Here is a 19,216-nt window from a genome sequence, read left to right as displayed (position 1 = left end):
GCGGTCAGATCCGCTGTTCGGTCTTGGCGTCGAACAGATGGACGTTGGCAGGGTCAATCACGAAATGGATCTGCGAACCCGGTGCCGCGCGGATGCGATCCTTGACGATGGCGTCGATCACATCGCCGCCGGCCTTGGCAAATATCTGGGTTTCCGATCCCGTGGGTTCGACCACCACCACATTGACCGGGACCCCCCCCGCGGTCCCGTCCGCGGACACGCCGATATGTTCGGGGCGGATGCCATAGATGACCTCGGCCCCGTCGGGCGCGCCGGTGTCCGGCAGCGGCAGGCGAAGCCCGCTGTCAGAGGCGAATTGCTTTGCACCGTCGGCGCTGGCGATCTTGCCACGCAGGAAATTCATCGAGGGCGAGCCGATGAAGCCCGCGACGAAAACATTGCCCGGACGGTCGTAAAGATCCAGCGGCGCGCCGATCTGTTCGACGCGGCCATCGCGCATGACGACGATCTTGTCGGCCATGGTCATCGCCTCGATCTGGTCATGGGTGACATAGACGATGGTGGTTTTCAGGCGCTGATGCAGCTCCTTGATCTCGACCCGCATGGTCACGCGCAGCTTGGCGTCGAGGTTCGACAGCGGTTCGTCGAACAGGAAGACCTGCGGATCGCGCACGATGGCGCGGCCCATTGCGACGCGCTGGCGCTGACCACCCGACAGCTGTTTTGGAAAGCGGTCCAGCAGATGCGCAAGGTCCAGGATCTTGGCCGCGCGGGTGACCTTTTCGTCGATCTCGGCCTTGGGGCGCTTGGCCATTTTCAGCGGAAATCCGATGTTTTCGGCTACGGTCTTGTGCGGGTACAGCGCATAGGACTGAAACACCATCGAGATGTCGCGATCCTTGGGCGAGACGCCGTTCACCACCTTGTCGCCGATGGAAATCGTGCCGTCGCTGATCTCCTCCAGCCCGGCCAGCATCCGCAGCAGCGTGGACTTGCCGCAACCCGAAGGCCCGACCAGCACGACGAATTCGCCATGCTCGATATCCACGTTGACGCCATGCATGACCTGCACGGCCCCATAGCGTTTGACCACATTGTCGATCTTCACGTTTGCCATGACGGCCTCCGGTTACTGGGGCAGGACGATCTGCATTTTCACGTCCGCCGGCGGGGCGGATGCGGCGATCTCGAAGGCCTGCACGCTGTCCTTGAAATCAAATGTCCGGGTAATCAGCGGCTTCACGTCGATGGCGCCGGAGGCGAGCATGGCGACGCAGCGCGGGAAGACATGGGCGTAGCGAAAGATGTTCTCGACCCGCGCCTCGCGGATCATGGCGGCACCTGCGTCATAGCTGATCGGATCGGGCTGGCCGCCGATCATCACCACGCAGCCCCCCGGTGCCAGCGGTTCGAACACGCCGGCGGCCGCCTTCGGCGAGCCAGTGGCCTCGAAGACCACATCCGCGCCCCAGCCCTCGGTTTCTGCCTTCACCCGTTCGACAAGGTTTTCGCGCGCGACATTGACCGGGGTGATGGCCGGCGAAAGGCTGGCCGCGATTTCCAGCTTCTTCTCGGCCAGATCAGCGACATAGACCCGCGCGCAACCGGCGGCGAGCGCCGACAGCGCCGTGACAAGACCAATCGGCCCTGCCCCGATCACCAGCCCGATATCGCCCGGCTTGATCCGCGCCTTGGTCGCGGCGTGGACACCGACGGCCAGCGGTTCGACCATCGCGGCCTCGGCAAAGCTGACATTGTCGGGCAGCTTGAAGGTGAAGGCCTCGGGGTGGGTGCAGGTCGGGCGCAGGATGCCATGCACCGGCGGCGTCGCCCAGAAACGCACCGCCGGGTCGATGTTATACATTCCCAGCCGCGTGGCCTTGCTGTTCGGGTCGGGAATGCCCGGCTCCATACAGACCCGGTCACCGGGTTGCAGGGTGGTGACGGCAGACCCGATCTCGATCACGGTGCCTGACGCCTCGTGACCCAGGATCATCGGTTCGTTGACGACAAACGGCCCGATCCGGCCATGCGTGTAGTAATGCACGTCCGACCCGCAGATCCCCACCGTATGCAGCCGGATGCGCACATCATGGGGCCCGAGGCTTTCCTCCTCGCGGTCGATGGCGGGAAAATCCCGCAGCGAGAGTTCGTCTTTCTTTTCAAGAACAAGCGCTTCCATGGCTATCCCTTGCGAATGATGAAGACGGCGGCGATCAGGGACAAGGCGAGGCACAGCCAGATCGACAGGCCGAGCGGTTCCAGAAAGCGAAACCAGAACAGCGACAGCGCCACCCAAAGCACGACGCTGATGAAAACGCGGTCGAACCAGTTCGTCTCAATCGGAAGAAAGCCGGTGGCGGCGCTTGGGGCGCGGTCGGCGTCTTCCTCGACCAGATGGGCGAGGACGAGGGCGGGGTTCTCCTCCTGCGCCAGCTTTTCGGTGTCGTTGCTCATGGCTTATCCTTTCACCGCGCCGAAGGTCAGGCCGGTCACGATATGGCGCTGCACAAGGCTGAAGACGATCAGCGCCGGGATCAGCGTGAAGACGGAAATCGCCGCCATGATCCCCCATTCGGTGCCGGTCGTGGTGACATATTCCGAGAGGCCGGTGGTCAGCGTGCGGGCGTTGAAATTGGTCAGGGTCGCGGCCAACAGATATTCGTTCCAGGCGAAAACCCAGGTCAGGATCAGCGTGACGGCAAGACCGGGGCGGGCCAGCGGAAAGACGACCTCGGTGATGACCTTCCAGGGGCTGGCCCCGTCGACATAGGCGGCCTCATCCAGCTCTTTTGGGATGCCGTCGACGGTGGGGCGCAGGGTCCAGATCGCGAAAGGCAGGTTGAAGGTGCAATAGACAAGGATCATCCCGATCCGCGTATCGGCCAGCGAGAAGTCCCCGATCTTGTAGACCTGCGTCAGCAGCAGGAACATCGGCAGCAGAAAGACGGCGGGCGGGGCCATGCGGTTGGTGATGGTCCAGAAGAAGATGCTTTCCTTGCCCGGCAGGTTAAAACGCGACAGCGCATAGCAGGTCAGGAAGCCGAGGATCGTGCACAAGACCGCGTTGCCGGTCGAGATGATGAGCGAGTTCATCATATAGCTGCGCAGCGTGCGGTCGTTCAGAACGTCGATGTAATTCTGCCAGTAGAACTTGGTCAGGATCACATCGGGTGTCGAGAACAGCTCGACCGCGGGTTTCACCGACACGACGAACAGCCAATAGATCGGGAACAGCGTCAGGAAGCTGACAAAGCACCAGAACAGGATCATCAGCCAGGGGCGAAGGGCTTTCATGGCCTATCCTTTCTTCGTGTTGCGGGGGGCGATCAGGCCGACATAGAGCAGCCAGCAGATGACGATGGTCATGTACAGCACGACGACCGAGATGGCCGAACCATAGCCGTAATTCGTGCGCGGGAAGACTTCCTTGAAGATATGCACGCCGATATAGCGCGTGGCAGATCCGGGGCCGCCTCCGGTCAGCATCAAGACCTCGTCCACGGTGCGCAGCGCATCCATCAGGCGGATGAAGACGGTTGCGACAACGGCGGGGGCGATCATCGGCAGGGTGATGTGCCAGAAGATCTGGCGCTTGTTCGCGCCGTCGATCTGGGCCTGTTCGAACGGGTCGGGCGGCAAGGATACAAGTGCTGCGATCAGCGACAGCGTTACGAGTGGCGTCCAGTGCCAGATATCCATCACCACCGTGACGGTGAAGGCGGCAAGCGCGCTTTGCCCGATATTCAGATCAAGCCCGAACCAGCTTTGCACAAGGCTGGGAATGATGCCGATGGAGGGCGTGGTCATCAGCTTCCAGATCGAGCCGACGATGATCGGCGCCATGATCAGCGGCAGCGTGTGGATGGTGCGGAAGAAGGCCTTGCCGGGAAAATCCTTCATGAAGGCCTGCGCCAGCAGATAGCCGAGGATCAGTTCGGACACGACCGCGAAGAAGACGAACGCGAAGGTGACCCCAAGGGACGCCATCAACTGCGCGTCAAACACCACCTGCCGGTAATTCGAGGCCCAGTTGAAAACCATGTTCGGATTGGCCGCGAAGGGGTTCCATTGGTGGAAGGACACCCAGATCACATAAAAGAAGGGGACCACTCCGAAGAAGAACAGAATGATCATCGTGGGCGCCAGCAGCAGCCAGCCCAAACGATTGGAGTGCATGCGCAGATCCTCCGGCGTCATGGGGGTCAGGGCGGGTGACCGGGGCCGCGAACGGCCCCGGTCGTTGGCAGAGAGCCTTATTGACGGTAACCGAGTGCCGTCAGTTCTTCCTCGGCCTTCTGGGCCATCTGGTCGACGCCCGCGTCGGCTTCGATCTGGCCGGTCAGGATCTGGTAATAGATCGGGGCCAGTGCCTCGCGAAGCTGGGCGTGGAACGGATAGGCCGGCGCGCCGCCGAAGATCGCGCCCTGATCCTTCAGCATGGTGAAATAGCCACCAAGCTTGCCGTCCAGTTCCTGCACCTTGGGATCTTCATAGGTCGCGTTATTGGTGATGCGCGACCCGGCGACGGCCCAATCGGCCTGCAATTCGTCCTGGGCGATGAATTCAAGGAACAGCATCGCCGCTTCCTTGTTCTTGGAGGTGATCGGGATGCCGAATGCGCCGCCGTCGTAATAGCCGACATAGCCCTCACCGGCCTGCGCCTGTTCCAGCACGCCTTCCGACATTGGCGGCAGAGCGACGCCGATATTGCCGACAACCCGCGACTGGTTTTCATCGGATGCGATCCAGGCGGCGTTTTCGCCATAGATCATGCCTTGCGCGGCGCGGCCGGCGGCCATCGTCGTCGCGGTTTCGGTCCATGTCGACTGCACCGATTCCGGCGGCGCGAGGTCGCGCAGTTGCAGGACATAGCGCATCGCCTCTTTCGCCTCGGGCGAATTCATCCGGCCGCCACTTCCCACGGTCGCGGCGAAGTTGTTTTCCGCGTCGATGCCCCAGTTGTAGACACCGAAAGTCGGCAGCACGGTTTCGACATATTCGTACCAGCTGGCCGGGTGGCCGGTATGCGATTGCGAGGTCGTGCCCCACAGCTCGCCCCCATTGGCCTGCCCCCATTCGGTGAAATACTGGGCAATCGCCAGATAGTCCTCATGCGTCGTTGCTGGCGCCAGATCCTTGCCGGTCTTTTCCTTGTAGGCCGCCTGATGTTCGGGATCGTTGAACAGGTCCGTGCGGTACAGATAGGGCTTGATGAAAGCCTCAACCGGGATGCCATAAAGATGGCCATTCTCGCCCCGGAAGCTTTCGGCAAAGGTCGTGAACTGCGATTCGTCATAGCTGGGCGATTTCAGCGCCGCATTGTCAGCCAGCAATTGCGTCGTGTCGGTCAGGAAGTCGCGCGACAGATAGGCATAGACGATGTCCTGTTCGATATAGACCATGTCATAGATGCCGGTCCCGGCCTCCATGTCCTTGATGGCCTTGTCATACATCTGGTCCCAGGATGTCGTCTCGATATCGACGCGGATACCGGTCAGCTCCTCGAACTGCGGGGCCAGCACGTCCTTGATGTAGTTTGACGGCGGCGTGGATTCGGTCACCCCATGCAGCGTGACGCCCTCGTAAGGTTTCGCCGCCTCGGCCCAGAAAGCGCTGGCATCCTGCGCAAGGGCAATTCCCGCGCTGGCAGTCAGCGCGATCACCGAGACGCCGAGCTTGAAAGCGAAGCTCATATCATTCCTCCCAGATTGTTTAGCTTGGTCCGCCCTTGGCGCGGTGTTTGTAACCGCCGGCGTCCTCACCTGCCAAATCATTACAAATGTAATCCGATTCTCTCAAGTGATAATTTCATCTGTATGCATGACGTGACATTTGTAATATTAATCCTGGCACTAGTCCGAACCGGAGAAATGCCCTTAAAAGCAGATGGATTGCAGCAGGGACTGGACGCGCATGGCCAGAGAAAAAATCGACGACAGCGATGCCTTCATCACCGAGGTTTGCTGGCACTATTATGTCAACAGCATGACCCAGGCCGACATCGCGCGGCATATGGACGTGACCCGGCTGCGGGTGAATCAGGCGATCCAGCGGGCGAAATCGCTGGGCATGGTGAAGGTGCAGATCGAATCACCTTTCCTGCCCAGGATCGAGCTGCAAGAAAAGCTGGTCGCAACCTATGGGCTGGATCAGGCCATGGTCGCCCCAGCCGATCCCGAACATTACGACTACAACTATCCCGCCGGCGCGGCCCTTGCCAGCTTTCTGCAACGCCGGGTCGAGACGGGCGACCTGCGCAAGATCGGCGTGTCCTGGGGGATCACCCTGCAAAGCGCCATCGCCAACATGCCGCGCCAAAGCCATCCGGATCTGGAGGTGATCTCGATGTTCGGGGGCACCGTCCGGGGGGCGACGTTCAATTCCTTCGCGATCGTTTCCGGACTGGCCGAACGGCTGGGGGCCAGCTACTCGATCCTCGCGGCGCCGAATTTTCTGTCAAAAGGCGTCGACCGTGACCTGTTCCTGTCGCAGGAACAGTTCCGCGAACATTTCGACAAGTTCGAACAACTGGACGCGGCGGTTCTGACCTGCAGCGACATCTCGGCGAAATCCTATCTGGTACAGGAAGGCCTGCCGCCCGAGGTCAGCCCTCAGGATCTGATCGATGCCGGCGCAGTTGGCGACGTGGTGGGCATTTTCCTTGACCGGAACGGGATCGCGGTCCCAACCCCGCTGAGTTCGCGCACCATTGGGATCTCACTGGAAACCCTGCTGCGTGTTCCCTTGCGGGTGCTGGTCGCGGCCGGCCCCCACAAGGCCGAGATCATCCGCGCCGTGCTGCGCCAAGGCATCGCCAACACGCTTATCACCGACGACGTGACCGCCGAGATGCTGCTTGAGGACAGCGCGCCCTGACCGTTTTCGCCGGCCCGTCGGCTGATCTTGTCCCATACAGAATTTCCATTTGTATTTTATAAAATGCAAATGTAACGTCCTTCTTGCCGGCCGTTGGCGGATTCGCGCGGCCATGGACGGGATATACGGAGGACAAGATGGGACGTCTGGGAATTCACTCCTTTGTCTGGACCGGCGGTCAGACCCAGGACGGGCTGGAACGCGCGCTGGAAAAATCGGCAGAGCACGGCTATCGCACCATCGAATTCGCATATCTTCGGCCTGAACTGTTCGATCTGGACCGGCTGGCGCAAAAGGCACAGGCGCTGGATGTGGAAATCGGCGTGACCATGGGGCTGCCGCGCGACAAGGACGTGTCCTCGACCGACCCGGATGCGGTCAAGGCGGGCAAGCAGATGCTGGCGGATGCGGTCCATGCCGTGCGCGATATTGGCGGCAACAAGCTGGGCGGGATCCTTTATTCCGCGCATACGAAATACGACCGCCAACCGACGCCCGAGGGCTGGAAAAACAGCATCGACGCCATCGCCGAAACCGCCGAGATCGCACAGGCCGCCAATGTCGATCTTGTGCTGGAGGTGGTGAACCGCTTTGAAACCAACCTGCTGAACACCACCGCGCAGGGGTTGAAATTCATCGAGGATACCGGCTCGGACCATGTGCGCCTGCACCTGGACACCTTCCACATGAATATTGAAGAGGCCAATCCCGCCGGCGCGATCCGGCTGGCGGGCGACAAGCTGGGTTATTTCCATATCGGCGAAAGCAATCGCGGCTATCTGGGCGACGGCACGATCCCGTTCGACCGCGTTTTTGACGCGCTGCTGGATATCGACTATCAACGGGACATTGTCTTCGAAAGCTTCTCGACTGCGGTGGTCGATGAAAGCCTGTCGCTGGCCTGTGCGATCTGGCGCGACACCTGGACCGACAACGACCCGCTGGCGGCCCATGCCAAGGAGTTCATCGAGCTGAAGATGGCCGAGGCCGAACGCCGCCGCGCCACCAATTCCCGGCCCTGAGCCATGGCCGCGCTTGCCCCCGACGCGCTTGGCCCGACCGTCTGCGTTGGCGAAATTCTGGTCGAAATCGTCGCCACCACCATCGGCGACGGTTTCCGGGCCGCCCAACCGCTGACCGGTCCCTATCCAAGTGGCGCGCCTGCGATCTTCATTGACCAATGCGGCCGCATGGGCGGCGCGGCGGCGATGGTGGGCGCGGTCGGGCGCGACGATTTCGGGGCCGTGAACCTTGACCGGCTGCGCGCCGACGGGGTCGATGTCTCGGCCATCGCCGAAGACGCGGACTATCCGACCGGCAGCGCTTTTGTGCGTTATCGCACCGATGGGTCGCGCGATTTCGTCTATAATATCGCCACCTCGGCCGCCGCCCGTTTCGGGCTGAGCGATGCGGTGCGCGCACTGATCGACCGTGCGGGGCATCTGCATGTCATGGGCACGGCGCTGTCGATGCCCGCCGCCCGCACGGTGATCGAATTCGCCGCCCCGCGCATCAAGGCGCAGGGCGGCAGCATCTCGGTCGATCCGAACCTGCGCAAGGAACTGGCCCGCGATGCCGAAACCGAGGCGCTTTTCGCGCAGCTCATCGCCCAGTCAGACCTGCTTCTGCCCTCGGGCGAGGAGTTGGAACGGGCGGCGGGCGTCAGCGGCCAGGACGCCGCCATCGCCCGCCTGTTCGAGATGGGCGTGACCGAAATCGCACTGAAACAAGGCGCAGCCGGGGCGACGGTGTTCACCCCCGGCGCGGACCCCGTCCACCACTCGGGCTTCAAGGTCGAGGAACGCGACCCGACCGGCGCCGGCGATTGCTTCGGCGGCGCCTATGTCGCCTGTCGCCGGCTGGGCCTGCCCATCGCCGACGCCCTGCGTTACGGCAATGCGGCCGGCGCGCGCAATGTCACCGTGCTGGGACCGATGGAGGGCGCGGGAACGCGCGCCGAACTCGACGCCTTCATCGCCGCACAGGAGGGATCGACATGAGCCTTCAGGCCCTGACTGAATTGGCGGTGGCGCGGGTTGCGGGGCAGCCCTTGGGCATTACCTCGGTCTGTTCGGCCCATCCGCTGGTCCTGCGCGCGGCGCTGCGCGCAGGCGCCGAAACCGGCGCGCCGGTCCTGATCGAGGCGACCTGCAACCAGGTCAATCATCAGGGCGGCTATACCGGCATGACGCCGCAGGATTTCGCGGATCTCGTCTTTGGACTTGCGGCGCAGGAAGGTTGCCCGAAGGAACTGATCATCCTTGGCGGCGATCATCTGGGCCCAAACCCCTGGCGCGACCGCCCGGCCGAAGATGCCATGGCCGAGGCGGAAAAGATGGTCGCGGCCTATGTCGCGGCGGGGTTTCGCAAGATCCATCTCGACTGCTCGATGGGCGCGGCAGGGGAACCAGAGGCGCTTGACGACGAGACCACTGCCCGGCGCGCCGCACGGCTGGCCAAACTGGCAGAGGCCGCGGCGACGGATGCGGGCGGCGACATGCCGGTCTATGTCATCGGCACCGAAGTCCCACCGCCGGGCGGTGCCGATCATGTGCTGGACACCATCACGCCCACCTCGCCCGAGGCCGCACGGCGCACCATCGACATTCATCGCAAGGTCTTCGCCGAGGCCGGTCTGACCGATGCGCTTTCCCGTGTCATCGCCCTTGTCGTCCAGCCCGGCGTCGAATTCGGCAATCAGAACGTCATCTTCTATCGCCCCGAACTGGCCCGCGATCTGGCCGCCACGCTGGCCGGTGAACCCGCCCTGATTTTTGAGGCCCATTCGACCGATTATCAGGGCACTGGCCCGCTGTCAGATCTGGTCGCGGACGGCTTTGCCATCCTCAAGGTCGGGCCAGAGCTGACCTTCGTGCTGCGCGAGGCACTTTATGCGCTGGATCTGATCGCTTCGGATCTTGATCCGGCATACGGCGACCGCCCCCTGATGGCCGCGATGGAGGCCGAGATGCAGGACCATCCGGCAAACTGGCAACGTCACTATGCAGGCGACCCGGCCAAGCTGCGCATGCTGCGGCATTATTCGCTGTCCGACCGCATCCGATACTATTGGCCCTCGGAACGCGCCGAAAAGGCGGTGAAGCGCCTGTTCGACACGCTGAAGGGCCGCACCATCCCCCTGCCCCTTCTGTGGCAGCACCTGAACGGCCGCACCGACCTTGCTGACGGCCCCCTGAACCCCGAGGAGGTGGTGGTAGCCCATGTGCGCCGCAGCCTCGACACCTATCACGCGGCCTGCCGGGCTGGCAGCGCCCCCGACTATAGCGGAGCATGACGATGACGATGGAGAAATTCCGGCTGGACGGAAAGGTGGCGCTGATTACCGGCGGCAATCGCGGCATCGGGCTGGCGATTGCGAAACTGTTTGGCGAGGCGGGCGCGCGCTGCATGCTGACCAGCCGCAGCGAGACGCCGGCACTGAAGGAGTTGCTGGCATCCGACCCGGACCGCTTCGCATGGGTGCAGGCCGATGTGAATGACGACGACGCGCCCGCGCGGATCGTGGCGGCGGCGCTGGAACGCTTTGGCCAGCTGGATGTGCTGGTCAACAATGCCGGCGTCGCGGCGGATGGGGATTTCCACGATTTCGACGATGAACGCATGCATTACATCTTCGACACCAACCTGATCGCCCCCTTCCGCATCGCGCGCGAGGCGATCCGGCCGATGCTGGCGCAGGGCAGTGGATCGATCGTCAATATCGGCTCGATCTCGGCACTGGTGGCGAACAAGCCGCAATTGCAGGTGGCTTACAACTCGTCAAAGGCCGCCATCCATACGATGACGCTGACCATGGCCTTCGAATATGCCGGCAGGGGCATCCGGGTCAATGCGCTGGCGCCGGGCTATGTGGTCTCGGACATGACGGCAGGCGGAATCGCCAATGAGGAGTGGAACCCGGTCTGGACCGCGAACACGCCGATGGGCCGCTTTGGCGAGCCCGAGGAAATGGCGACCTGCGCACTGTTTCTGGCATCCGACGCGGCCAGCTATGTCACCGGGTCGGTGCTGGTCGCCGATGGCGGCTATACCACGCATTAGGGGGAAATCATGGCAGAAGATCTGAACGGAAAAATTGCGGCGGTCACCGGCGCGGCCTCAGGCATCGGGCTCGCGACGGTCGAGGCGCTGCTGGACGCGGGCGCCACTGTGGTCATGGTCGACCGCGATACCGCGGCGCTGGAAAAGCTGCGCGAACGTCTGGGCGAACGCGCCATCCCGCAGGTGACGGACCTGCTGGACTCGGCAAGCTGCGATGCGATGGTGCCCGAGATCCTTGAAAAGGTGGATCATATCGACATCCTGCACTGCAACGCCGGCACCTATATCGGCGGCGATCTGGATGAAACCGATCCCGCCACCATCGACCGGATGCTGAACCTGAACGTCAACGCGGTGATGAAAAACGTCCACGGGGTCATCCCGCATATGGCCGAACGCGGGACCGGCGACATCGTCGTCACCTGCTCCGTCGCCGGCCATTTCCCCGTCCCGTGGGAGCCGGTCTATTCCGGCTCGAAATGGGCGATCACCTGCTTTGTGCAGACCATGCGCCGGCAGCTGAACAAGAAGGGCATCCGCGTGGGCCAGGTCTCGCCCGGGCCGGTGGTGTCTGCCTTGCTGGCCGACTGGCCCGAGGAAAACCTGAAGAAGGCCAAGGACAGCGGCAGCCTGATCGAACCGACCGAGGTATCTGACGCGATCATGTTCATGCTGACCCGGCCGCGCAATGTCACCATCCGCGACATGATCGTCCTGCCGACGAATTTCGACATCTGAGGGGCCGCATATGTCTGATCTGAGCGGCAGGACCGTCTTGATCACCGGCGCGGCAGGCGGGATCGGCACGGCGATGGCGGAACGCTTTGCCGCTGCCGGCGCGCGGCTGGCGCTGGTGGATATCGGCGACGCATCCGATCTGGCGGCCCGGCTGGGGCCCGACAATCGGACCTACTCGCTGGATCTGGGCGATCCGGCGGCGATTGCCGAAACCGTGGCGCGGATCGGGGCCGAGATGGGCATCGACGTGCTGGTCAACAATGCCGGTGTCGGCATGGTCTTTCCGGCGGAGACGGCCGATCTGGCCGCCTGGGATCTGACCATGAACATCAATCTGCGCGCGCCCTGGCTGGTCGCGGCGGCAGCGCTGCCGTTTTTGAAGGCCTCGGGTCGGGGGCGGATCATCAATATCTCGTCACAGGCGGGGCTGGTGGCCATCGACGAACATGCGGCTTACGGGGCCAGCAAGGCGGGGCTGATCCTGCTGACGAAAATTCAGGCGCTGGAATGGGCGCGTTTCGGGATCACCGCAAATTCCATCGCGCCGACGGTCGTGGAAACGCCGATGGCGCTGGTGGGCTGGTCGGGCGAGAAGGGCGTGAAGGCGCGGCAGGAAATCCCCGTCGGCCGCTTCGCCAAACCGTCCGAGATCGCGGCGGCGGCGGTGTTTCTGGCCGGTGAGGATGCCGGGATCATCAATGGCGAAACGCTGGTCGCCGATGGCGGTTTTACCATTCGCTGACACCGGTCCGGGTCAGCGGGGCGGATCCAGCAGAAAGCGCCCCAGTCCTTCCGTCGCGGTCTGGCCGCCCAGACAGGCTGCGGCCGCCCGGTGCCCCAGATCAACGCAGGCCTCGCGCGGCCAACCTTCGTGCAAGCCATGGATCACCCCGGCAGCAAGCGCGTCCCCCGCCCCGACCGAGCTGACGATCCGTTCCGGTGCCAGCGTTTCTGGGACAAAGACATGCGCCTCGGCCCCTTCCAGCCAGATGGTGCGCGCGGGCGAATGCAGGATCACCGCGTGGCCGATGCCCCCCGCCATCAGCGTGTGCGCAGCGGCGATCATGCCGGCTTCGTCCTCGGGTCCGGTGATCGGCAGGGCGGTGGCGCGGGCGGCCTCGATCTCGTTCAGGAACAGCACGTCGATTTCGGGCAGGCAACCGAAGACGGTGGCGCGGAAGGCCTCGCTTTGCGATGACACCAGATCGACGCAGGTCATCATCCCCCCTGCCCGCGCCCGCGCCAGCACCCCGGCGGCGCGGGGACGGCCATCCGGCCCCGGCGCATCCAGCCGCGCCAGTAGGTTCAGATAGCCGAGATAGAAGATCTTCAACCCCATCGCCGCCAGCCCGTCCACATCGATCATCTCTGCGTCCAGCAGGTCATTGGCGCCGGTATGGTGAAAGAAGGTGCGGCTGTCGCCCGGCACGTTCATCACATGCGTCTGCGAGGTCGTGGCCTGCGTCGTGCGCCCGATCCGCGCTGTATCCAGCCCCGCCGCCTGCGCCATCGCGATCATGCCGTCGCCAAGCGCCCGCGCGCCGACCAGCCCGACCGGCACCAGCGGATAATCCACCCCCATCGCCGCCAGCCCGGCAGCGACATTGGCAGGGCCGCCGCCCAGCCCGCTGGTCTGCGCCCGGATCTGGACGAGGTCCGATTTTTCCGGCCATGCCGGGATGTCATGGACGATGTCGAGGATCCAGTTCCCGACACAGGCAATCCCGCGCCGCGTCACGTTCCGCCCTCGTTCCACAGCAGGCGGTAAGGCGGTTCGTCCTCGTCTATCTGAGAAAACCGGCCGATCGGCTCCAGAAAGAAGTTGTCGGCGTGGTCGTCGTTACACTGGCTGACCTCGGCAACAAAGGCGGGCGCACCTTCGGCCCAGAAGCGATGCTGCATGCCGCGTGGGACGGTGACGCCTTGGCCTGCTTCCAGCCGGTGGACGCGGCCATAAGCAGGGTGCTCGGCGCCGTCGATGCGGATGGTGTCGGGGACCGGCTCGCCGCTTTGGGGCACCTCCGCGCCTTCGGGGGTGAATTCGATGCACAGCGTGCCGCCGGCGCGCAGGATGATGTCTTCCAGCTTCATGCGATGCGCGTGGTAAGGGGTTTCCTGCCCGACGCCGGCAAACAACAGCTTCTCGGCATAGGGCCGTTCGCCCGGCGAGCCGAAGATACCGTTGCGGGTGCACAGCAGCACCAGCCCCCGCGCCGCAAAATCGCCTGATCCGAAATCGGTTACATCCCAGCCGATCTGGCGTTCCGACAGCCAGCGGCTGCGTGCGGCATGGCGGCTGTGGTCCTGCGGCGTCCAGCGGGCGAAATCGGGGACGGCCCAGCCATGGGCGGCCAGCATTTCTTCGGCCTGACGGATGGCGGCGTTGATCTGTGAACGTTTCATCGGGGATACTCCACTTCGACCACGCGGCCTTCCTTGCCGGCGGTCAGGGCGGCGGTCAGAATGGCGTGATGGGCGGCGGCTTCTTCGGGCGTGGCACAGGTGAAGCCGCGCGCATCGCCGCCGGCCAGTTCATCGACGAATGCCGCCCACATCTGCTGGATCGCGTCCGTAAAGCCGAACTCAAAAATGCCGCCGGTGATGGCCGGGAACAGCGACTGATAGCCCAGATCCTCGACCTGCCAGGTCTGCGACCCGCCCGGTTCGTATCGCATGAAGCGCCATTGCCGGGGATTCTTGGTCGAAAACTCGGCCGAGCCGTGCATCCCCAGCACCCGGATCGACCAGGTGTTCGATTCCCCCGGCGCGATCCGCCAGGTCTTCAAGACCAGCGGAAAGGCATCTGCGCCCTCGCCCACCATGCCGGTGATGGTGGCATTGTCCCAGGTCTCGCAGGGGACGCGGTTGCCCTTGCCGTCGGGGCGCGTCGTCACCCGTTTGACAAGGCTGGCGCTGACCGTCCGCGGACGCCAGCCAAGGCGCAGCGGCACATGGCAGACATGCATCCCCAGATCGCCCATGCAGCCATATTCGCCGTTCACGCCAACCACGCGCTTCCAGTTGATCGGCTTGTCGGGGTTGATGTCGGAGGAATGCAGAAAGGCGCATTCGACCTCCAGAATATCGCCAAGCGCGCCCGAACGCACAAAGTCGATCACCCTTTGCGCACCCGGATAGAACGGCATTTCCGAGGAACAACGCACCAACTGCCCCGGCCCGTCCCGCAATGCCGCCATGATCGCGGCATTCTGGGCGCGGTCCATCCCGAAGGGCTTTTCCCCCAGCAGCGCCTTGCCCGAGGCGATGATCTGGGGATAGATCTCTGCGTGCAGGACATGGGGGACGGCGCAATAGACCGCCTCGACATCCGGGTTGTCCAGCAGCTCGCGGTAGTCGTTCGTCGTCTGCCCGACATGGGGCAGATTGTCGGTATACCAGCCCATCAGCGCCGGGTTGGTGTCGCAGACGGCGACGATTTCGGGCCGGGCGGGCATGTCGGTCAGATGCATCCAGCGCGCAGCGGCCGAGGCGAATTCGCGCCCCATCAAACCGCAGCCGATAATGCCGAAATTGATCCTGCGCATCGCCTAGCTCAGCTTTGCCATGGCGTCATCGACGCTGGCGCCGTCATGGACAATCGCCATCAGCGCCGCGGTCATGCCCGCCGGGTTCTGGTGGTGGATGACGTTGCGACCGTAAACGATGCCGCGCGCGCCCTGTTCCATCAGCACCCTGGTTCGCGACAGGATTTCTTCGTCAGAGACCTTGCCGCCCCCGCGCACCAGCACCGGCACCCCTTGGGCGATCTGGATAACGCGGCTGTATTCCTGCGGGTCGTCGCAGGGATCGGCCTTGATGATGTCCGCACCCAGCTCGACCGCCTGCCTGACCAGCGGCAGGATCTTGTCGATATTGCCGTCTACCATATAGCCGCCCTTGGAGTTGTCCTGCATCACCAGCGGCTCGATCATCAGCGGCATGCCGGCATCGTCGCAGGCGGGTTTCAGGCGGTTGATGTTGCGGATGCAGGCCTCGTAGACCTCAGGCTCATCGGGCAGCATCAGCAGGTTGACCACCGCGCAGGCCGCGTCCAGCCGGACCGCCTGTTCCACGGCGCGGTCTATGACCTCGGAGAAAAGCTTGCGCGGCAAGGGCGTGCCATAGACATTCGCAATATCGGTGCGCAACACCAGCGCCGGGCGGTCCTTGCCGGGGCGCGATTGCAGGATCGGCGCGGTGCCGGGCGGCAGCTGAATCGCGTCGGGCCGGGCCGAGGCCACGACCTCAATCGCCTGGCGCATATCCTCGATCCCGCCCAGAAAGGTCTTTTCGTTGAACATGCCGTGGTCGATCGCCACGTCGAAACAGTTCCCCGAGGTGCCGAACAGGCGCATCATCCGTGCTTGTTTCATCTTGCTCTCCTTCAAACCACCGAAATCAAACTGCTGTGAAACCGCCATCAATTGGCAGCGCCGCGCCCGAGATCATCGATGCCCCATCCGACAGCAGGAAGGCGATGGGGGCGGCAATCTCCTCCTCGGTGGCCCAACGACCCAGCGGCATCTGGGCAAGGAATGGGCCCTCGATTTCCGGGCGGCCCCAATACCAGGCGGACATCGGCGTCATCACCACCGTCGGATGCACGCTGTTCACTCGGATCCCATGCGGCCCCAGTTCCAGCGCCGAGACCTTGGTGATGTTATCCAGCGCCCCCTTGGATGCACCATAGCTGACATGCCCCTTCAGCGCGACCAGCGAGGCCTGGCTGGAGACATTGACGATGGCCCCGCCCTTCCCCAGCCGGATCATGCTGGCGGCGGCGTATTTCGTCACCAGCAGCGCACCGCGTGCATTGATCGCGATCACCTTGTCGAAAACGTCGATATCGGTGTCCATGGGCGTCGCGATCTCGCCGCCGAAGCCGCCGCAATTGACGACGCCCCACAGGTCCAACCCGTCAAGCGCATCCTTCACGCTGTCTTCGCTGGTCAGATCGAAGGGCAGCGCCCGGCAGCCCGTATCGGCCGCGAGGGCGTCCAGCTTGCCGGCGTTCTGGCCCGCGGCAATCACATCGGCCCCCTTCTGGCACAGCAGGCGCACGGTCGCGCCGCCGATGCCGCCGCTGGCGCCGGTGACCAGGATCGCACCCTTGTCGTAATCTGCCATGCTTCCCTCCCCGAATAAGGTTTCTATCCCGTCTCGCCTTCCCGAAGCGCCGCAAGCACCTGCGCGGCCAGATCGCCCTGCGGCGCGCCCGCGCCTTCGACTTCGATCACCGGACCCAGCGCGATGGGCCGGGCGCGCGCGGCCAGTTCGGCCAGTTCCTCGGCATAGCTGGCGGGCAGATGGCCCGAATGCCGACGGCAGGCGCGGGCGCGATAGCGGCGCGCGGCCTCGGCCGGATCCACCCGAACCCAGATTTCCACCACACGCGCAGCACCTGCACGGGCCAGGTGGTCGCGCAGCACGCTTTCGGGCTGAAAGCCGTGCCAGGCATCGATCACCGGCAGAATCCCGTCCGAAAATCCTGCGACCAGGTTGAATATCGCGTGATAGCTGGCGCGGCCGAGCATCCGGTTGTGATCTCGGTCTCCGGTGCCAATCTGGGCGAAAAGCCCTTCCTTCACGGTGTCGAGACCCAGCGGCACCACCGCCATGCCCTCTGCCACCAATGCGCGTACCAACATGCGGGCCACGGTGGACTTGCCGCTGGCCGGCACCCCGTTGACCAGCACCACGCGCTTCATGCCGTCCTCGCCTGATGTTCCGGCGCCGGAATGGCCGCCAGCCCGGCGCCGATTACGCCTGCATTATCGCCCAGCCGCGCGGCGGTGACCGGCAGGCCGAACCAGCCCCCACCCGCCGGCAGACGTGCCAACGCCGCGACCATTTCAGCGCCGACCCCGCCACCGATCACGATCAGCTTCGGATCGGCGACCGCGACCAGCGTTTCCAGCGCCCGGCGCAGGGGTTCGGCCCAGTCCGCCAGCACCGCGGACGCGACCGGATCGCCTGCCTCAGCCCGCGCAAGAAGAGCTGCTGCCCGAGTGTCCGGCGGCAAGTCCTCGCCCGCGATCAGCCTTCCAAGCGCGGTGCCAGAGCTCAGCGTCTCGACACAGCCGCGCCGGCCGCATTTGCAGGCGGGCCCATCCGCTTCGACGACGATATGGCCGAACTGTCCGGCAATGCCGCCACCGTGCCACGGCCTACCGTCCAGCAGCGCGGCACCACCGATCCCGGTGCCGATGGTGACCATCAGGATCAACCCCGAGACGCCATGGCCTGACAGCGCGGCCTCGGCAATCAGCGCCATGGTGGCATCGTTTTCGACACGGGCGGGCAGGCCGGCATGGTCGGCGATCAGGCGCGGCAGGTCCAGCCCGGCAATGTCCAGATAGCCCGCCGACAGGATCCGCTGGGTCGCGCCCTCGACCCGGCCGGGAATGCCGATACCGACCGCCACGCTGCCCGGATCGCGCAGATCGTCGATCAATCGCAGAAGCTGGGCGGAAAACCCGGCGCGGTCGTGCCGCACCGCTTCGATCACGCAGCCATGCATGGTTCCGTCGCGCGCGATCCGGGCGACGCGGATATGGGTGCCGCCGACATCCACCCCAAGCGTGTTTTCAGGCCCTTCCCGCATATCTGTCCAAGACGCCCTGAATTTCCCTCAGCCTTGCGCTGGCGATGGTTTCCAGCCTGTCCCGCTGAATCTCCGCATCCAGCGAGATGCAGTCCTTCCACAATGCCCGGCCCGCGATCACACCGGAAGCCCCGTTCTGCATCGCCGTTTCGACCTGGCCGATGAAGGTGGCATGATCCACCCCTGCCGACAGCACTGCCCAAGGCACGCTGCCGCAAATGTCGGAAATCGCGGCGCATGCCTCTGGCGTGCCGGGATAGGGCAGCTTCAGCACTTTCGCCCCCAGCCCGACCGCGATGCGGGCGCTTTCGACGATCAGCCCCGGAAAGGCCGCGCGGTAATCGTCATCACTTTCCCCTTCCAACTGGTAAGTCAGGATTTCCACCACCAGCAACAGGTCTTCGGCACCGAAATCGGCGATGCAGTCGCGAATGATGCCCAGATTGACGGCATTCGCCTCGGGCCGGTCGGGGCGCAGATAAACCATCAGCTTGGCCCCCGTCCCGCCAAGCGCGCGCACGCGGCGTGCATCGACCCCCGGCACCAGCTGCGAGATGCGATAGCCCGCCGCATCGGTCCCCCAGCCCGAGGCATCAAGCCCCACCAGCAGCCCGGTATCGCGTCCCAGCACGCCCTGATCGACCACGCCGGGTACTGCGCAAACCGCATCCAGCAAGACACATGAGGCCTTGTTGGCCAGATTGCGCACGACACCCGCTTTGACCACGCCAAGCGTCGCCTCGTCGATGCGCGCTTGTGCGTCAGGGGTGTCGGCCAGCACCTTGCGCATCCCGCCCCGTTGGTCGCAGGCCACCACCATCATCATGCCATTCTGGCCGCAGATCTGCTGATAGCCGCGTCGTTCCGACGTGGTCATGGCCGAAGTCATCGGGCCGTCCCCCCTGATGTCATGCCGTCCGGCATATGCACATCGGCAGCCAGCAGGCTGCCCCGAACGGCAGCCTAGCGCGG

Annotated in this window: 21 protein-coding genes; 7 read left to right on the top strand and 14 right to left on the bottom strand. The window is 64.1% G+C overall.

What is annotated here, in order from left to right; translation table 11 throughout:
* Positions 1–4 precede the first annotated feature (4 nt).
* The 6 genes from G7044_RS04250 to G7044_RS04225 all read right to left on the bottom strand — a co-directional run bounded on the left by G7044_RS04250 (position 5) and on the right by G7044_RS04225 (position 5,657).
* Positions 5–1,078 carry an ABC transporter ATP-binding protein gene (locus tag G7044_RS04250; protein WP_166326339.1) on the bottom strand — a complete coding sequence of 358 codons (1,074 nt, stop codon included), beginning with the start codon at positions 1,076–1,078 and terminating at the stop codon, positions 5–7.
* Between the two features lie 12 nt (positions 1,079–1,090).
* On the bottom strand, positions 1,091–2,143 hold the full coding sequence (locus G7044_RS04245; RefSeq protein ID WP_166326337.1) for an NAD(P)-dependent alcohol dehydrogenase: 1,053 nt from the start codon (positions 2,141–2,143) through the stop codon (positions 1,091–1,093).
* 2 nt (positions 2,144–2,145) lie between these two features.
* On the bottom strand, positions 2,146–2,418 hold the full coding sequence (locus tag G7044_RS04240; protein WP_166326335.1) for a DUF2160 family membrane protein: 273 nt from the start codon (positions 2,416–2,418) through the stop codon (positions 2,146–2,148).
* A gap of 3 nt (positions 2,419–2,421) precedes the next feature.
* Positions 2,422–3,258 (bottom strand): carbohydrate ABC transporter permease, encoded by an 837-nt coding sequence (locus G7044_RS04235; protein WP_166326333.1) that lies wholly within the window; start codon positions 3,256–3,258, stop codon positions 2,422–2,424.
* A 3-nt stretch (positions 3,259–3,261) separates the two neighbouring features.
* The gene (locus G7044_RS04230; protein WP_166326331.1) at positions 3,262–4,140 is read right to left on the bottom strand and encodes a carbohydrate ABC transporter permease; all 879 of its coding nucleotides are present in this window, start codon (positions 4,138–4,140) and stop codon (positions 3,262–3,264) included.
* 77 nt (positions 4,141–4,217) lie between these two features.
* Entirely contained in the window at positions 4,218–5,657 is a 1,440-nt protein-coding gene (locus tag G7044_RS04225) for an extracellular solute-binding protein (RefSeq protein ID WP_166326329.1), read from the bottom strand.
* A gap of 220 nt (positions 5,658–5,877) precedes the next feature.
* On the opposite strand from G7044_RS04225, the gene G7044_RS04220 reads away from it, so the two are divergent.
* The 7 genes from G7044_RS04220 (at position 5,878) to G7044_RS04190 (ending at position 12,382) form a co-directional block, all read left to right on the top strand.
* Positions 5,878–6,840: a sugar-binding transcriptional regulator gene (locus G7044_RS04220; protein ID WP_166326327.1), complete on the top strand. Its 963-nt coding sequence runs from the start codon at positions 5,878–5,880 to the stop codon at positions 6,838–6,840.
* A 137-nt stretch (positions 6,841–6,977) separates the two neighbouring features.
* Positions 6,978–7,862, top strand: a complete 885-nt coding sequence (locus tag G7044_RS04215; protein WP_166326325.1) for a sugar phosphate isomerase/epimerase family protein — start codon at positions 6,978–6,980, stop codon at positions 7,860–7,862.
* Positions 7,863–7,865: 3 nt separating this feature from the next.
* Positions 7,866–8,840, top strand: a complete 975-nt coding sequence (locus G7044_RS04210) for a tagatose kinase (RefSeq protein WP_166326323.1) — start codon at positions 7,866–7,868, stop codon at positions 8,838–8,840.
* Entirely contained in the window at positions 8,837–10,135 is a 1,299-nt protein-coding gene (locus G7044_RS04205) for a D-tagatose-bisphosphate aldolase, class II, non-catalytic subunit (protein WP_166326321.1), read from the top strand. Before G7044_RS04210 ends, G7044_RS04205 begins: the two co-directional genes overlap by 4 nt.
* A gap of 2 nt (positions 10,136–10,137) precedes the next feature.
* On the top strand, positions 10,138–10,902 hold the full coding sequence (locus G7044_RS04200; protein WP_166326319.1) for an SDR family NAD(P)-dependent oxidoreductase: 765 nt from the start codon (positions 10,138–10,140) through the stop codon (positions 10,900–10,902).
* A gap of 9 nt (positions 10,903–10,911) precedes the next feature.
* The gene (locus tag G7044_RS04195) at positions 10,912–11,640 is read left to right on the top strand and encodes an SDR family oxidoreductase (RefSeq protein ID WP_166326317.1); all 729 of its coding nucleotides are present in this window, start codon (positions 10,912–10,914) and stop codon (positions 11,638–11,640) included.
* Positions 11,641–11,650: 10 nt separating this feature from the next.
* Positions 11,651–12,382, top strand: coding sequence for an SDR family oxidoreductase (locus G7044_RS04190; protein ID WP_166326315.1), 732 nt, complete (start codon positions 11,651–11,653; stop codon positions 12,380–12,382).
* A 12-nt stretch (positions 12,383–12,394) separates the two neighbouring features.
* Here G7044_RS04190 and G7044_RS04185 read toward each other — a convergent pair whose 3' ends face one another.
* The 8 genes from G7044_RS04185 to G7044_RS04150 are packed head-to-tail and all read right to left on the bottom strand — an operon-like array spanning position 12,395 to position 19,121.
* Positions 12,395–13,378: a carbohydrate kinase family protein gene (locus G7044_RS04185; RefSeq protein ID WP_166326313.1), complete on the bottom strand. Its 984-nt coding sequence runs from the start codon at positions 13,376–13,378 to the stop codon at positions 12,395–12,397.
* A complete protein-coding gene (locus G7044_RS04180; RefSeq protein WP_166326311.1) occupies positions 13,375–14,043 on the bottom strand; it encodes a D-lyxose/D-mannose family sugar isomerase in 669 nt (222 codons plus the stop codon). The genes G7044_RS04185 and G7044_RS04180 overlap by 4 nt, the downstream gene beginning before the upstream one ends.
* Positions 14,040–15,185 (bottom strand): Gfo/Idh/MocA family protein, encoded by a 1,146-nt coding sequence (locus G7044_RS04175; RefSeq protein ID WP_166326309.1) that lies wholly within the window; start codon positions 15,183–15,185, stop codon positions 14,040–14,042. The genes G7044_RS04180 and G7044_RS04175 overlap by 4 nt, the downstream gene beginning before the upstream one ends.
* 3 nt (positions 15,186–15,188) lie before the next feature.
* Positions 15,189–16,013: a class I fructose-bisphosphate aldolase gene (locus G7044_RS04170; RefSeq protein WP_166326307.1), complete on the bottom strand. Its 825-nt coding sequence runs from the start codon at positions 16,011–16,013 to the stop codon at positions 15,189–15,191.
* Between the two features lie 25 nt (positions 16,014–16,038).
* Entirely contained in the window at positions 16,039–16,767 is a 729-nt protein-coding gene (locus tag G7044_RS04165; protein WP_166326305.1) for an SDR family oxidoreductase, read from the bottom strand.
* Positions 16,768–16,790: 23 nt separating this feature from the next.
* The gene (locus G7044_RS04160; protein WP_166326303.1) at positions 16,791–17,348 is read right to left on the bottom strand and encodes an AAA family ATPase; all 558 of its coding nucleotides are present in this window, start codon (positions 17,346–17,348) and stop codon (positions 16,791–16,793) included.
* The gene (locus G7044_RS04155; RefSeq protein WP_166326301.1) at positions 17,345–18,244 is read right to left on the bottom strand and encodes an ROK family protein; all 900 of its coding nucleotides are present in this window, start codon (positions 18,242–18,244) and stop codon (positions 17,345–17,347) included. Before G7044_RS04155 ends, G7044_RS04160 begins: the two co-directional genes overlap by 4 nt.
* Positions 18,228–19,121 carry a tagatose-bisphosphate aldolase gene (locus tag G7044_RS04150; protein ID WP_235931125.1) on the bottom strand — a complete coding sequence of 298 codons (894 nt, stop codon included), beginning with the start codon at positions 19,119–19,121 and terminating at the stop codon, positions 18,228–18,230. Before G7044_RS04150 ends, G7044_RS04155 begins: the two co-directional genes overlap by 17 nt.
* Between the last annotated feature and the right edge of the window lie 95 nt (positions 19,122–19,216).

It is taken from the genome of Paracoccus xiamenensis (assembly GCF_011308835.1).
GTDB classification, from domain to species: domain Bacteria; phylum Pseudomonadota; class Alphaproteobacteria; order Rhodobacterales; family Rhodobacteraceae; genus Paracoccus; species Paracoccus xiamenensis.
The sequence above is the reverse complement of the archived record's forward strand: the minus strand, read 5'-3'. Positions and strand labels throughout refer to the sequence as shown.

Coding starts and splice junctions, on each gene's coding strand:
- G7044_RS04250 (WP_166326339.1), bottom strand. CDS start 1,078: ATGGCAAACGTGAAGATCGACAATGTGGTCAAACGCTATGGGGCCGTG.
- G7044_RS04245 (WP_166326337.1), bottom strand. CDS start 2,143: ATGGAAGCGCTTGTTCTTGAAAAGAAAGACGAACTCTCGCTGCGGGAT.
- G7044_RS04240 (WP_166326335.1), bottom strand. CDS start 2,418: ATGAGCAACGACACCGAAAAGCTGGCGCAGGAGGAGAACCCCGCCCTC.
- G7044_RS04235 (WP_166326333.1), bottom strand. CDS start 3,258: ATGAAAGCCCTTCGCCCCTGGCTGATGATCCTGTTCTGGTGCTTTGTC.
- G7044_RS04230 (WP_166326331.1), bottom strand. CDS start 4,140: ATGCACTCCAATCGTTTGGGCTGGCTGCTGCTGGCGCCCACGATGATC.
- G7044_RS04225 (WP_166326329.1), bottom strand. CDS start 5,657: ATGAGCTTCGCTTTCAAGCTCGGCGTCTCGGTGATCGCGCTGACTGCC.
- G7044_RS04220 (WP_166326327.1), top strand. CDS start 5,878: ATGGCCAGAGAAAAAATCGACGACAGCGATGCCTTCATCACCGAGGTT.
- G7044_RS04215 (WP_166326325.1), top strand. CDS start 6,978: ATGGGACGTCTGGGAATTCACTCCTTTGTCTGGACCGGCGGTCAGACC.
- G7044_RS04210 (WP_166326323.1), top strand. CDS start 7,866: ATGGCCGCGCTTGCCCCCGACGCGCTTGGCCCGACCGTCTGCGTTGGC.
- G7044_RS04205 (WP_166326321.1), top strand. CDS start 8,837: ATGAGCCTTCAGGCCCTGACTGAATTGGCGGTGGCGCGGGTTGCGGGG.
- G7044_RS04200 (WP_166326319.1), top strand. CDS start 10,138: ATGACGATGGAGAAATTCCGGCTGGACGGAAAGGTGGCGCTGATTACC.
- G7044_RS04195 (WP_166326317.1), top strand. CDS start 10,912: ATGGCAGAAGATCTGAACGGAAAAATTGCGGCGGTCACCGGCGCGGCC.
- G7044_RS04190 (WP_166326315.1), top strand. CDS start 11,651: ATGTCTGATCTGAGCGGCAGGACCGTCTTGATCACCGGCGCGGCAGGC.
- G7044_RS04180 (WP_166326311.1), bottom strand. CDS start 14,043: ATGAAACGTTCACAGATCAACGCCGCCATCCGTCAGGCCGAAGAAATG.
- G7044_RS04175 (WP_166326309.1), bottom strand. CDS start 15,185: ATGCGCAGGATCAATTTCGGCATTATCGGCTGCGGTTTGATGGGGCGC.
- G7044_RS04170 (WP_166326307.1), bottom strand. CDS start 16,013: ATGAAACAAGCACGGATGATGCGCCTGTTCGGCACCTCGGGGAACTGT.
- G7044_RS04165 (WP_166326305.1), bottom strand. CDS start 16,767: ATGGCAGATTACGACAAGGGTGCGATCCTGGTCACCGGCGCCAGCGGC.
- G7044_RS04160 (WP_166326303.1), bottom strand. CDS start 17,348: ATGAAGCGCGTGGTGCTGGTCAACGGGGTGCCGGCCAGCGGCAAGTCC.
- G7044_RS04155 (WP_166326301.1), bottom strand. CDS start 18,244: ATGCGGGAAGGGCCTGAAAACACGCTTGGGGTGGATGTCGGCGGCACC.
- G7044_RS04150 (WP_235931125.1), bottom strand. CDS start 19,121: ATGACCACGTCGGAACGACGCGGCTATCAGCAGATCTGCGGCCAGAAT.